12 protein-coding genes and 2 tRNA genes are annotated in these 13,230 nt (G+C 66.0%); 9 read left to right on the top strand and 5 right to left on the bottom strand.

Features of this window, described 5'->3' with window-relative positions; translation table 11 throughout:
- A partial coding sequence (locus CH339_RS25370) for an integrase core domain-containing protein (protein WP_146610090.1) occupies positions 1 to 147 on the top strand: 147 nt, incomplete at its 5' end.
- Between the two features lie 140 nt (positions 148 to 287).
- On the opposite strand, the gene CH339_RS06070 is transcribed toward CH339_RS25370, so the two are convergent.
- The 4 genes from CH339_RS06070 to CH339_RS06055 are packed head-to-tail and all read right to left on the bottom strand — an operon-like array spanning position 288 to position 5,336.
- Positions 288 to 863 carry a sarcosine oxidase subunit gamma gene (locus tag CH339_RS06070; protein WP_170138421.1) on the bottom strand — a complete coding sequence of 192 codons (576 nt, stop codon included), beginning with the start codon at positions 861 to 863 and terminating at the stop codon, positions 288 to 290.
- The gene (locus CH339_RS06065) at positions 856 to 3,795 is read right to left on the bottom strand and encodes a sarcosine oxidase subunit alpha family protein (protein ID WP_111433435.1); all 2,940 of its coding nucleotides are present in this window, start codon (positions 3,793 to 3,795) and stop codon (positions 856 to 858) included. Before CH339_RS06065 ends, CH339_RS06070 begins: the two co-directional genes overlap by 8 nt.
- Positions 3,792 to 4,073, bottom strand: coding sequence for a sarcosine oxidase subunit delta (locus CH339_RS06060; RefSeq protein WP_111433434.1), 282 nt, complete (start codon positions 4,071 to 4,073; stop codon positions 3,792 to 3,794). The genes CH339_RS06065 and CH339_RS06060 overlap by 4 nt, the downstream gene beginning before the upstream one ends.
- A 12-nt stretch (positions 4,074 to 4,085) precedes the next feature.
- A complete protein-coding gene (locus tag CH339_RS06055; protein WP_111433433.1) occupies positions 4,086 to 5,336 on the bottom strand; it encodes a sarcosine oxidase subunit beta family protein in 1,251 nt (416 codons plus the stop codon).
- Between the two features lie 85 nt (positions 5,337 to 5,421).
- On the opposite strand from CH339_RS06055, the gene CH339_RS06050 reads away from it, so the two are divergent.
- The gene (locus CH339_RS06050; protein ID WP_111433432.1) at positions 5,422 to 6,381 is read left to right on the top strand and encodes a GlxA family transcriptional regulator; all 960 of its coding nucleotides are present in this window, start codon (positions 5,422 to 5,424) and stop codon (positions 6,379 to 6,381) included.
- A 440-nt stretch (positions 6,382 to 6,821) separates the two neighbouring features.
- Here the strand turns inward: CH339_RS06050 and CH339_RS06045 are convergent.
- Positions 6,822 to 6,897: transfer RNA gene (locus tag CH339_RS06045), tRNA-Val, on the bottom strand.
- Positions 6,898 to 7,116: 219 nt separating this feature from the next.
- On the opposite strand from CH339_RS06045, the gene CH339_RS06040 reads away from it, so the two are divergent.
- From CH339_RS06040 to nuoF, 7 genes are all read left to right on the top strand, one after another.
- Positions 7,117 to 7,193: transfer RNA gene (locus CH339_RS06040), tRNA-Asp, on the top strand.
- Between the two features lie 575 nt (positions 7,194 to 7,768).
- On the top strand, positions 7,769 to 8,134 hold the full coding sequence (locus CH339_RS06035) for an NADH-quinone oxidoreductase subunit A (protein ID WP_111433431.1): 366 nt from the start codon (positions 7,769 to 7,771) through the stop codon (positions 8,132 to 8,134).
- The gene (locus CH339_RS06030; RefSeq protein ID WP_111433430.1) at positions 8,125 to 8,706 is read left to right on the top strand and encodes a NuoB/complex I 20 kDa subunit family protein; all 582 of its coding nucleotides are present in this window, start codon (positions 8,125 to 8,127) and stop codon (positions 8,704 to 8,706) included. Before CH339_RS06035 ends, CH339_RS06030 begins: the two co-directional genes overlap by 10 nt.
- Before the next feature lie 17 nt (positions 8,707 to 8,723).
- Positions 8,724 to 9,332 carry an NADH-quinone oxidoreductase subunit C gene (locus CH339_RS06025; RefSeq protein ID WP_111433429.1) on the top strand — a complete coding sequence of 203 codons (609 nt, stop codon included), beginning with the start codon at positions 8,724 to 8,726 and terminating at the stop codon, positions 9,330 to 9,332.
- A 105-nt stretch (positions 9,333 to 9,437) separates the two neighbouring features.
- Positions 9,438 to 10,628 carry an NADH-quinone oxidoreductase subunit D gene (locus CH339_RS06020; RefSeq protein WP_111433428.1) on the top strand — a complete coding sequence of 397 codons (1,191 nt, stop codon included), beginning with the start codon at positions 9,438 to 9,440 and terminating at the stop codon, positions 10,626 to 10,628.
- 58 nt (positions 10,629 to 10,686) lie between these two features.
- Positions 10,687 to 11,895 carry an NADH-quinone oxidoreductase subunit NuoE gene (gene nuoE / locus CH339_RS06015; RefSeq protein WP_111433427.1) on the top strand — a complete coding sequence of 403 codons (1,209 nt, stop codon included), beginning with the start codon at positions 10,687 to 10,689 and terminating at the stop codon, positions 11,893 to 11,895.
- A gap of 14 nt (positions 11,896 to 11,909) precedes the next feature.
- Positions 11,910 to 13,214, top strand: coding sequence for an NADH-quinone oxidoreductase subunit NuoF (nuoF, locus tag CH339_RS06010; protein ID WP_111433426.1), 1,305 nt, complete (start codon positions 11,910 to 11,912; stop codon positions 13,212 to 13,214).
- The last annotated feature ends 16 nt before the right edge of the window (positions 13,215 to 13,230 follow it).

The raw sequence follows: 13,230 nt of genomic DNA, 5'->3' as shown, positions 1-13,230 counted from the left end.
TTCGACACCCCCGAGCACCTGGCCAACGAGCTCATCGAATATATCATCTACTACAACGAGTTCAGGCCCCACCAGGCAATCGGAAACATCCCGCCAAAGACCTTCGCCGAACAAAAGAAAACCGAACAGCCATCACCGAATTCGTGAACTTGCACAGCAATGACAAAATCCACGGTTCGACGTCATCGCGAGCGCAACGAGGCAATCCAGGGCATCTGGCATGGCGTCCGTTGGTCGCCCAGCCCGCACGTCCATGAGCCGACGCGCAATGGATGAGGTCGCGCCGGCTAAGGCGCCAATGCCGTCACATTGCCGATGGCCGTCTCCAGCGCGTGCAGGAACGAGCTGGCCGAGGAACTGGCCGACATCAGCAGGAACCGGTCCGGCGCCTCGCGCAGCAGACTGACGCCGAGATGCTCCATGAGCGTGCGGGCGACCGTGCCCACATGGAATTGCGCGAGATCGAGCGGGATCATCCGTTCCAGGACGGCGAGGGTCGGCGGACCGTCGAGGCGCAAAAGCACCCAGTTGTCCGACTGCTCGGTGAGATAGGCGGCATCGCCGAGCTTTTCGGCAACAGCACGCGACGCAAGGCCGGCCGGCCGCGGAAAGAGCGCGAAAATCTGGTCGCCGGCGATGCCGAGGAACCGCGTGTCGCCGTTCGCGCTCGTCGTCGTCTCGCCTGGCGCCGGCCAGTCGGCGCCGTAGGCATCCTTGAACGCGGCAGCGAGTGCCGCCTCCTGCCCGAGCGGCGGGGCGAGGGAGACAATCGCGAGGTCGGTCACCTCCGTCAGCCGAAGCCTGTCAAACCCTTCATCATAGCCGCCGAGGAACGGTTCGGCCCGGAGAGAAAACTCAGCCACGAAGACGCACTCCTTCCGGGTCGACGAAATGGGGCGAGACGATCTCGACGGCGACGTCCGAGCCGCCGACAAGGTCGACGGCGCGCACGGTTTCGCCGAGGCGCTTTAACCCACCCGCAATGAAGCCGAGGCCGATGGCGTGGCCGAGCGTCGGCGAGTGGCAGACCGAGGTCATCCAACCCTCGTCGTTGGCCATGGTCGGCTCGGCTCCCTCCTTCAGGAAATGCGCGCCGGCGACAAGGCTCGCGGCCCTGTCGACGGGCTTGAAGCCGACCAGTTGCGGCCGGCCCGGTTCCATAAGGTGGTCCCGGTCGGCGAGCGCCTTACCGATGCAGTCCTTCTTCGCCGACACCATCCTGCCGAGGCCGAGATCGCGCGCGGTCGTCTGGCCGTTGATCTCCGCGCCGACGGCGTGGCCCTTTTCCACCCGCATGACGCCGAGGGCCTCCGTGCCGTAAGGAACCGCGCCGAACTCCCGTCCGGCCTCGATCAGCGTGCCGAACAGCGAATTGCCGTAGCGCGACGGCACCGCCACTTCGAACGCAAGTTCGCCGGAAAAGGAGATCCGGAACAGGCGCGCATCGACGCCGCCGCAGACGGTGATTTCGGCGCAGGCCATGAACGGAAAGGCGTCGTTCGAAATGTCGACTTCCGGGTCGACGATCTTTTCGAGGAGCTTGCGCGCGTTCGGTCCGGCGACGGCGAACTGTGCCCAGGCGTCGGTGGTCGAGATGAGGTGCACGTCGAGGTCCGGCCACAGGCACTGGCGGCAGAATTCCAGGTGCCTGAACACGGCAACGGCGTTCGCCGTCGAGGCCGTCATGACGTAATGCATCTCGCCGAGCCGCGCAGTGGTCGAATCGTCGAAGGCGAAGCCGTCTTCGCGCAGCATCAGGCCGTAGCGCACCTTGCCGACGGGGAACGTCGAAAAAATGTTGGCATAGACCCGATCGAGAAAGATGCCCGCATCGCGGCCCTGGATGTCGATCTTGCCGAGGGTGGTGACGTCGCAGATGCCGACCGAGTTGCGCACGCCCACGACTTCCCGGTCGACGCTCTGGCGCCAATGAGTCTCGTCCGGCAGCGCGAACCACTCAGCCCTCAGCCACGGGCCGACCTCCACGAACGAGGCGCCATGGGCCTCCGCCCAGCGATGCGACGGCGTCTTGCGCACCGGCCGGAAGGCTTGGCCGCGCGAGGCGCCGGCAAGGGCGCCGATCGGCACCGGCGTATAGGGCGGGCGGAAGATCGTCGTGCCGGTCTCGGGAATCGTCTTGCCGGCACATTCGGCGAGGATCGCAAGGCCGAGGACGTTGGCGGTCTTGCCCTGGTCGGTCGCCATGCCGAGGGTCGTGTAACGCTTCAGATGCTCGACAGAGCGATAGCCCTCGCGGTGCGCAAGTTTCACGTCCTTGACCGCCACGTCGTTCTGCAGGTCGACGAAGGCTTTGCCCTTGCCCTCCACATGCCAGAGCGGGGAGACGGCATAGGGCTCGTCGTCGGTCTTGGGCATGGGGGCATCGACGGGCGAAAAGCCGAGGTCGGCGGCTGCGGCTTCGCCGGCGGCCCGCCCCGACGACAGCGCCGCGCCAAACGTCAAGGCGCCGTTGGCGGCGCCGGCAACCGCCATCCCCAGTGGCAGGTCGGCACCGGGCAGGAAGGCGGCAAGCATATCGTCCCAACGCGGCCGGCCGCGCTGGTGGCAGGTGAGGGCGACGTTCGGGTTCCAGCCGCCGGAAACGGCCAGACAGTCGGCGGCAATGCGCTCGCCGGAGGAAAGCGTGACGGAGGCAAGGCCGAGCCGTCCGGAGGTGCCCGTGACGACCGTGCCGGTAAGGAGCGGGATGCCCCCCGGCGCCTTTCGCTCGCCGACGGCGCGGCTGTCGATGAGGGCGGTGACTTCGACGCCCTTGGCCGTAAGGTCCCGGGCCGTGCGCCAGCCGTCGTCATTGTTGGTGAAGACCGCAATGCGCGCGCCCGGCGCGGCGGCGAAGCGGTTGGCGTAGGTCCTAACCGACCCGGCCAGCATGACGCCCGGCCGGTCATTGCCGGCAAAGGCGATGGGCCGCTCCGTGGCGCCGGCGGCGAGAACCGCGCGCTTGGCTGTAATGCGCCAGAGCGTCTGGCGCGGCCCGTCCGCGCCGGGAGCGAGGTGATCGGTGTTGCGGGTGAGGGCGCCGAAAATGCCGTGGTCGAAGACGCCAAAGACCGTCGTGCGGGTCAGAACGCGGACATTCGGCAGTTCGGAGAGTTCGCGAATCGTAGCCTCGGCCCATTCGGCCCCCGGCATGCCGTCGACCTCATGGGCCTCGCCGTTGAGTCGGCCACCGGCGATGAAATCCTCGTCGCAGAGGATCACCCGGGCGCCGGCACGCCCGGCGGCAAGCGCGGCAGAAAGGCCGGCCGGACCGGCGCCGATGACCAGCACGTCGGCGTGGAGGAACCCCTTGTCGTAGGTGGACGGGTCCGGCGTCGTCGCCAGTTCGCCGAGGCCGGCGGATTCGCGGATCACCGGCTCATAAAACTTTTCCCAGAAGCTCGCAGGCCACATGAAGGTCTTGTAGTAGAAGCCGGCGGAGAGGAACGGCGACAGGAGGTCCGTCACCGCCATCAGGTCGAAGGAGAGGGGACCGCGGTGGTTCTGGCTCTTGGCCTCAAGCCCCTCGTAAAGCTCGGCGACGGTCGCCCGGACGTTCGGCTCCTGGAACGCGCCCGAGCCGATGGTCATCAGGGCGTTCGGCTCTTCCGAACCGGCCGAAAAGATGCCGCGCGGCCGGTGGTATTTGAAGGAGCGCGCGACGAGCCGCTGGCCGTTGGCAAGGAGCGCCGAGGCGAGCGTGTCGCCGGCAAAGCCCTGCATCGTGCGGCCGTTGAACGAAAAGGTAAGGGGCTTTGAGCGGTCGATCAGGCCGCCGGGAAGGCGCTTGGTCATCGGCCGCGCCCCCGGCGTCGCGCCACGTCCTTGGCAAGCTCCACGGCAAGGATCTCATGGGTCAGGGTGTTGCGGGTGACGACCAGCCAGGAGCGGTCGCCATGCTCGTGGAACCAGAGCTCCCGATGCGCTCCGGCCGGGTTGTCGCGCTGATAGACATAGTCGTGAAAGGCATCGATGCCGGCTTCCGGAGCGGGCCGGTCGATCAGCGAGGCATCGCCGAGATAGACGAATTCGCTGGCGTCGCGCGGACCGAGGAGGGGGTGCGGGATGATCATGGCTTCGTCCCCTCAGTGCCGGTTCGGCTGGGCGCCGGCGCCGGTCTCGTCGATGACGCGGCCGCTGCGGAACCGGTCGAGGCGATAGGCGGCGGCCGTCGGGTGCGGCGCTCCGGTGGCAAGGAGATGGGCGGTGCACCAGCCGCTCGCCGGCGTCGCCTTGAAGCCGCCATAGCACCAGCCGCCGTTGAAATAGAGGCCGTCGACAGGTGTCTTGTCGATGATCGGCGAGCCGTCCATCGACATGTCCATGACGCCGCCCCACATCCTCAAAAGCTTCGCCCGGCCGATCATCGGCATCAAGGCCATGCCGCCCTCGCACACGTCCTCCACCATCGGAAGGTTCCCCCTCTGGGCATAGGAATTGTAGCCGTCGATGTCGCCGCCGAAGACGAGGCCGCCTTTGTCCGACTGGCTGATATAGAAATGCCCGGCGCCATAGGTGATGACGCCCGGAATGACCGGCTTCAGCCCCTCCGAGACGAAGGCCTGGAGCACGTGGCTTTCGATCGGCAGCCGGAGCCCGGCCATCGCCATGACCCGGCTCGACGAGCCGGCAACGCAGACCGCGACCTTCTTGGCGCCGATCGTGCCGCGCGTGGTTTCTACTCCCGTGCAGCGACCGGCCTCGATCCTGAAGCCGGTGACCTCGCAGTTCTGGACGATGTCGACGCCGTGCCGGTCGGCGCCCCGCGCATAACCCCAGGCAACGGCGTCGTGGCGGGCGGTGCCCGCGCGGGGCTGGTAAAGCCCGCCGCGGATCGGAAAGCGCGCATTGTCGAAGTCGAGGAACGGGTACTGTGCCCGGACACCCTCGCGGTCCAGCAGCACGGCGTCTGCTCCGGCAAGCATCATGGCGTTGCCGCGCCGGCGCGCGGCGTCGCGCCCCGCATCGTTGTGGAAGAGGTTGATGATGCCCCTTTGAGAGACCATCGAATTGTAGTTGGTGTCCTCCTCCAGCCGTTCCCAGAGTTTTAAAGAGAACTCGTAAAAGGGCTCGTTTCCGGGGAGGAGATAATTGGAGCGGATGATCGTCGTGTTGCGGCCGATATTGCCGGAGCCGAGCCAGCCTTTCTCCAGCACCGCGACGTTCGTGATGCCGAATTCCTTCGCCAGACAGAAGGCGCTAGCAAGGCCGTGGCCGCCGGCGCCGACGATGACGACCTCATAGTCGGATCTGGGCTCCGGGTCGCGCCAGGCCCGCTTCCAGCCCCTGTTGCCGGTGAGGCCTTCGGTAAAAATGCGCCAGGCCGAATAGGTCATGGTGTCCCGCCGATGCTTGAGTGGGGAAAGGATAGGGACGGTTGGCGCAATTGACTTTCGAAAAACAGTCAAGAACATTTGGAAAATGGACATAGCACCCGAAACGCCGCCCTATCGCGTCGCCGTCCTCGTCATCGACGATTTCGCGCTGATGTCCTTTGCCGCGCTCGTCGAGCCGATGCGCGCCGCGAATCTGCTTGCCGGCGGGACCCTCTATGACGTGCGCTGCCTCAGCCTGTCGGGGAAGGATGCGAAGAGTTCCGGCGGCGCCTATGTGCCGGTCGCTGGTAGCATCGAAGACCCGGGCGAGGCCGACCTTTTCATGGTGGTGGCCGGCGGCGATCCGTTCGCCGTTTCCGATTCCCGTCTCTTCAGTCGCCTTCGGCGCATCGCGCGAAGCGGCATGACCCTTGGCGGGGTCTCAGGCGGTCCGGTGATTCTCGCCCGCGCCGGCCTGATGGCGGCGCGGCGGATGACGGTACACTGGGAATACCGGGAGGGCCTGCAGGAGATCCTGCCGAACCTCCTCATCGAAAAGAGCCTGTACGTGGTCGACCGCGACCGCATCACCTGCGCCGGCGGCACCGCACCGATCGACCTGATGCACGCGATCATCGCCAGCCACCACGGCCCGGCCTTCGCCAGGACGGTCGCCGACTGGTTCCTCCACACCGACGTGCGCCCCTCCGCCGGGCCGCAGCGGGCCGGGCTCATCGAGCGCTGGGGAACGACAAATGCCGCTGTCCTCGATGCCATCACCATGATGGAAAGCCACATCGCCGATCCGCTCCGGCTCGACCAACTCGCCGACTTCGCCGGCCTCGGCCCGCGCCAGCTCAATCGGCTCTTTCGCGAGCATCTCGGCGCCACGACGATGGGCTTCTATCGCGACCTCCGGCTGGAAAAGGCGCGCAATCTCATCCGCAATTCGCCGCTGGCGTTGTCGGAGATCGCGCTTGCCGCCGGCTTTTCCAGCTCCGCCCATTTCGCCGCGGCCCACACCCAGCGCTATGGGGCGCCGCCGTCGGCGCTGAGGCGCGGGTGAGGGAAGGGCCATAAGGCCCATGCTCGGGCGTTCACGCCGCTTGCCGACCGGAACCTCAGTCGCCATGCTGGACGGTGCAATGCACCGAGCCGGTATCCAATGCCCGCATAAAGCAGCATGCCGTGCGCTGTTTGCGCGGGAAGCCTGGATTGCTTCGCTTCGCTCGCAATGACGGGAATGGGGCTTTTCCAGTAATTTCAATGCCGTCGCGGCGAACGAGCATGCGCCGCGACGGGCGACCGCGTGGAGGCGGGCAATGGAGCCCGGCTCTCCGCTTCGCTGCAGCCGGCCGCTTAGCTGCAGCCGGGATGACGACCCTGTTCGTGGCCGCTTTTGCGCTCCTCGACGCCCTCGGCGTCGCAAGGCCGAACGGCCGCCGGCGCTGTTGCGCCGCCCCATCGGAGCCGTGAGCGAAGCGAACTGGCGGGAGATAGAAAAAATGGTGGGCGGTGAGAGACTCGAACTCCCGACATCTTCGGTGTAAACGAAGCGCTCTACCAACTGAGCTAACCGCCCCGGAACCTGCGAAAAGGCCGCAGGCCGGCTCCGATTTAGGCGGTTCGGCCGGGCAATGCAAGCAGTGCGTCCCGGGTCCGGAGCCGACCCGCAAAGGCCGCTCCGCCCGGCGGTTTCCCGATCGTCAAACGCCTGTCATGTTTTTGCCGTGCCGAGCGGCTTGACTTGCCCGCGCCGCTGCCGTAAGTCGTCGTCCACCTCGCGACGACGCGACGTTTCGGGGGTGTAGCTCAGTTGGTTAGAGCGCTGGCCTGTCACGCCAGAGGTCGCGGGTTCGAGTCCCGTCACTCCCGCCATTTTTTTCTCTCACGGCAGTTCGCTTTGCTCACGCCTCCGATGGGGCGGCGCATATGCGCCGGCGGCCATTCGGCCTTGCGACGCCGGTGGCGTCGTGGGCCATCTCACGGCGGAACGCTCGCTGGCGCCCGTTCGGACTTACGACACCTATGGCGTCAAGGCGTTCCGAAAAGCGCCTTCGATCTTTCCTGCCGGAAAACGCACAAATTTCTGCGCACGAATCTTAGCGCCATTCCTACGGAGCGAATCGCCCGGAAATCCGCGCTTTGCGCGTTTGCGCGGTTGCCCGTCCGGTGCGGCGCAACGGCGGCTTGACGCCCGTTGCCGCATCGCACACTGATCAAAGTCAAAGGGCGCCGTATCAAAATGTCTAAACTTGAGCATACGGGAGGGCCATGGACTTGCTTCGCGTGGGTCTGTGGGTTAAGCGTGCCGGGTGGTCGCGACGCAAATGTCGCACCGCCGGCGCCCGCCCCGGGAAGTCGTCAGTTCAGAAATGCCCGGCTCATGTGCCGCTGAAATCCCAGGCGGTCGATGGTTCGAGCGGCAGGCATTGCGCGAGGGCCGCGATACGATGGAAGAGCTCTTGAAGGAATACGTGCCGATTATCGTGTTCATCGGTATATCGGCGTTTATCGGGCTGGCCCTGTTGGTCGCGCCGTTCCTGATTGCGTACAAGCAACCCGATTCGGAAAAGCTGTCGGCCTATGAATGCGGCTTCGAGGCGTTCGACGACGCCCGCATGAAATTCGACGTCCGATTCTATCTCGTCTCCATCCTCTTCATCATCTTCGATCTGGAAGTGGCCTTCCTGTTTCCCTGGGCCGCGGCCTTCAAGGAGGTCGGCTGGCTCGGCTTCTGGTCGATGATGACGTTCCTGGGCGTGTTGACGATCGGCTTCATCTACGAATGGCGAAAAGGGGCACTTGAATGGGATTGACCCCGACTTCCGGCACGGTGATGGCGCCCCAGCCAAAGGGCATCATCGACCCGCGCACCGGCAAGCCTGTCGGTGCCGACGATCCGACGTTCATCGGCATCAATGACGAACTGGCCGACAAGGGCTTCGTCGTCACCGCCACCGACAATCTCATCCAGTGGGCGCGCACCGGCTCGCTGATGTGGATGACGTTCGGGCTGGCCTGCTGCGCCATCGAGATGATGCAGATGTCGATGCCGCGCTATGACGGCGAACGCTTCGGCTTTGCGCCGCGGGCGAGCCCGCGCCAGTCGGACGTGATGATCGTCGCCGGCACGCTGACCAACAAGATGGCGCCCGCGATCCGCAAGGTCTACGACCAGATGCCGGAGCCGCGCTACGTCATTTCCATGGGCTCGTGCGCCAATGGCGGCGGCTACTATCACTATTCCTATTCGGTCGTGCGCGGCTGCGACCGGGTTTTGCCGGTCGACATCTACGTACCCGGCTGCCCGCCGACCGCCGAGGCGCTGCTTTACGGCGTCATGCTTCTGCAAAAGAAGATCCGGCGCACCGGAACCATCGAACGCTAGGGACGGACGGCCAGGACATGGACGAAACCCTTGAGGAAATCGGCGCCTATCTGGAGCTTTCGCAGGGCGAGGCGATCGAGAGCTGGCACGTTCGCCACGGCGAGCTGACGGCGACGGTCTCGCGCACCTCGATCGACAGCGTCGCACGGTTCCTGCGCGACGACCCGCGCTGCCAGTTCGTCTGTTTCATCGATGCCTGCGGCGTCGATTATCCTGAGCGCGAGAAGCGCTTCGACGTCGTCTATCACCTGTTGTCGCCGAAGCAGAACATCCGCATCCGCCTCAAGGTCGAGACCGACGACGCCTCGCCGGTGCCCTCGCTCACCGGTGTCTATCCGGGCGCCGAATGGTTCGAACGGGAGGCCTACGACCTTTACGGCGTGCTCTTCTCCGGCCATCCGGACCTGCGCCGCATCCTCACCGACTACGGCTTCGACGGCCATCCGCTGCGCAAGGATTTCCCGCTCACCGGCTTCGTCGAGGTGCGCTACGACGACGAGGCCAAGCGGGTCGTCTACGAGCCGGTCCGGCTCGCCCAGGAGTTCCGCAGCTTCGACTTCCTGTCACCGTGGGAGGGCGATGCGCCCGTATTGCCCGGCGACGAGAAAGCGCAGGAAAACCAATGATGAAGCGGTATCGGCATGGGGCAGGCCGGTGCAAGGCGGCGGCCGGAACCAAGGCTTCCCGGTTGTCCCGGCCCCGGAAGGCGCGTTTGAACGGAGCCGCTGAGCATGGCTGAGGCACAGATCCGCAACTTCAACATCAATTTCGGCCCGCAGCATCCGGCGGCCCACGGCGTGTTGCGCCTGGTGCTGGAGCTCGACGGCGAGATCGTCACCCGCGCCGATCCGCATGTGGGCCTGTTGCACCGCGGCACCGAAAAGCTGATCGAACACAAGACCTATCACCAGGCCGTGCCCTATTTCGACCGCCTCGACTATGTGGCGCCGATGAATCAGGAGCACGCCTTCTGCCTGGCCGCCGAAAAGCTCCTTGGCGTCACGGTGCCGATCCGCGGCCAGCTCATCCGCGTGCTCTATGCGGAGATGGGCCGTCTGCTCTCGCATGTCCTCAACATCACCACCCAGGCGATGGACGTCGGTGCGCTGACGCCGCCGCTGTGGGGGTTCGAGGATCGCGAGAAGATGATGGCGTTCTACGAGCGTGCCTGCGGGGCGCGCCTGCACGCCGCCTATTTCCGCATCGGCGGCGTCCACCAGGACCTGCCGCAGGAGCTGCTCGACGACATCTGGGACTTCCTCGATCCGTTCCTGAAGACGATCGACGACCTGGAAGGCCTTCTGACCGAAAATCGCATCTTCAAGCAGCGCAATGTCGACATCGCCGCCTTCACGGCCGAAGAGGGATGGTCCTGGGGCTTTTCCGGCGTGATGATGCGCTCGGCCGGCGTCGCCTGGGACCTGCGCAAGGCGCAGCCCTATGAGTGCTACGACCAGCTCGACTTCGACATTCCCGTCGGCAAGCACGGCGACTGCTACGACCGCTACGTCATCCGCATCCTGGAGATGCACGAATCCGTCAAGATCATGAAGCAGTGCCTGGAGCGGCTCGGCTCGGCCGCCGGCAAGGGGCCGGTGTCGACGACGGACGGCAAGGTCGCCCCGCCCAAGCGCGGCGACATGAAACGCTCCATGGAAGCGCTGATCCACCACTTCAAGCTCTATACCGAAGGCGTGAAGGTGCCAGAAGGCGAGGCCTATGCCGCCGTCGAGGCGCCGAAGGGCGAGTTCGGCGTCTATCTGGTCTCCGACGGCACCAACAAGCCCTATCGCTGCAAGATCCGCGCGCCGGGCTTTGCCCATCTGGCGGCCATGGACTTCCTGTCCCGCGGCCACATGCTGGCGGACATCGCCGCCATCATCGGCTCCATCGACGTGGTGTTCGGGGAGGTCGACCGGTGATCCGCGCAGCAGCAAGATCAAAAACAACTCATTTCGCGACGGAGTAGGGACAACATCGATGTCGGTCCGACGCCTCTACAACGACCAGCCCGAGAGTTTTGCGTTTACGCCCGAGAACGAGGCGTGGGCGGAAAAACGCGTCGCGCTCTACCCGGAAGACCGCAAGCAGTCGGCCGTCATCCCGCTGCTGATGCGCGCACAGGAACAGGACGGCTGGCTCACCCGCGCCGCCATCGAGGCCATCGCCAGGCGGCTCGAAATGCCGGTGATCCGGGTGCTCGAGGTCGCCACCTTCTACACTCAGTTCCAGCTCGCCCCGGTCGGCTCCAAGGCCCATATCCAGGTCTGCGGCACGACGCCGTGCATGCTGCGCGGCTCGGAGGACATTCTCCGCGTCTGCCGCACCCGCATCGCCGAACGGGCCCATGAGCTGTCGGCGGACGGCGCCTTTTCCTGGGAAGAGGTCGAGTGCCTCGGCGCCTGCGTCAACGCGCCGATGGTCCAGGTCGGCGCCGACACCTACGAGGACCTGACGGTGGAAAGCTTCGAGGCAGTCCTCGACGCCTTCGACCGCGGCGAGACGCCGACGCCGGGCCCGCAGGTGGACCGCCAGTTCGCAGCCCCCGAGGGCGGTGCGACGACGCTGACCGAACCCGCGCTCTATGACGGCTCGGCGCCGGCGCGCTGGGAAGAGACCCGGGCCAAGAAGGCGGCCGAGGCGGAAAAGGCAAAGGCCTCCGAAGAGGCCAAGAAGGCCGACAAGGAAAAGCCGGCGCCGCCGGCCCCGCCCGCCGCCGAAGGCAAGGGCAGCACGGGCAAGACCGCCGCCGAAGGCAAGGGCACCGCGGGCAAGACCGCCGCCGAAGGCAAGGGCCCCGACGGCAAGACCGAAGACGGCAAGACGGCCGATATGGAGGCCGCGCTCGCCAAGCTTCCGGCCGATGCGTCCAACGAAGACAAGGCCAACGCCGTCGGCACCCGGCCGGAAGGTCTCGATGCCCCGCGCGGGGAGGCCGACGACCTGAAGCGGATCCGCGGCATCGGCAAGGTCAATGAGGGCAAGCTCAACGACCTCGGTATCTTCCATTTCGACCAGATCGCCGCCTGGGACGAGGCGCAGATCCGCTGGGTCGGCACCTATCTGGCGTTTCCCGGCCGCATCGAGCGCGAAGACTGGGTCGGCCAGGCCGGAACGCTCGCCGAAGGCGGTGCGACCGAATTCTCCAAGCGCGTCGATGCCGGCGACGTGCCGTCGAGCCAGGAATAGGGTGGAGCCAAGCGATGCTGCAGGACAAGGACCGCATCTTCACCAACATCTACGGTGTCCACGACTGGGGCCTTGAGGGCGCCAAGAAGCGTGGCCAGTGGAGTGGCACCAAGGACATCATCGCGCGTGGGCGCGACTGGATCATCGACCAGGTCAAGGCCTCGGGCCTGCGCGGCCGCGGCGGCGCCGGCTTCCCGACCGGCCTCAAATGGTCGTTCATGCCCAAGGAATCCGACGGCCGGCCGAGCTATCTGGTCGTCAACGCCGACGAATCGGAACCCGGTACCTGCAAGGACCGGGAGATCATGCGCCACGACCCGCACCATCTGGTCGAGGGCTGCCTGATCGCCGGCTTTGCCATGAACGCCCACACCGCCTTCATCTATGTGCGCGGCGAGTTCATCCGCGAGCGCCAGAACCTGCAGGCGGCCATCGACCAGGCCTATGACGCCGGGCTGCTCGGCAAGAACAACGTCCATGGCTGGGATTTCGACATCGTCGTCCACCACGGCGCCGGCGCCTATATCTGCGGCGAGGAATCGGCACTCCTGGAATCGCTGGAAGGCAAGAAGGGCCAGCCGCGGCTGAAGCCGCCGTTCCCGGCGGCTGTCGGCCTCTATGGCTGCCCGACCACCGTCAACAACGTGGAATCGATCGCCGCCGTGCCGACGATCCTGCGCCGCGGCGCCGACTGGTTCTCCAGCCTCGGCAAGCCCGGCAACGCCGGCACCAAGCTGTTCTGCATCTCCGGCCACGTGGAACGGCCGTGCACGGTGGAAGAGGAGATGGGCATTCCGCTGCGCGAGCTTCTCGAAAAGCACTGCGGCGGCGTGCGCGGCGGCTGGGACAATCTTCTCGCCGTCATTCCCGGTGGCTCGTCGGTGCCTTGCGTTCCGGCGAATATGTGCGATGACCTCGGCATGGACTTCGACTCGCTGAAGGCCGTGAAGTCCGGCCTCGGCACCGCCGCGGTGATCGTCATGGACAAGTCCACCGACATCATCAAGGCGATCGCCCGGCTCTCCTACTTCTACAAGCACGAGAGCTGCGGCCAGTGCACGCCGTGCCGCGAGGGCACCGGCTGGATGTGGCGGGTGATGGAGCGCATGGTCCGCGGCGAGGCGGAAAAGCGCGAGATCGACATGCTGATCGAGGTGTCGACCCAGATCGAGGGTCACACCATCTGCGCCCTCGGCGATGCCGCGGCCTGGCCGGTCCAGGGCCTGGTACGGCATTTCCGGCACGTCATCGAGGCGCGCATCGACGAATACACCGCCCGGGCCACCCGTGAGGGCTCGGTGATGGAAGCAGCGGAATAGACGGGATAGAAGGCGG

It is taken from the genome of Rhodobium orientis (assembly GCF_003258835.1).
GTDB classification, from domain to species: Bacteria; Pseudomonadota; Alphaproteobacteria; order Rhizobiales; family Rhodobiaceae; genus Rhodobium; species Rhodobium orientis.
Note: the sequence above shows the minus strand (reverse complement) of the source record. Positions and strands in the feature narration are given on the sequence as shown.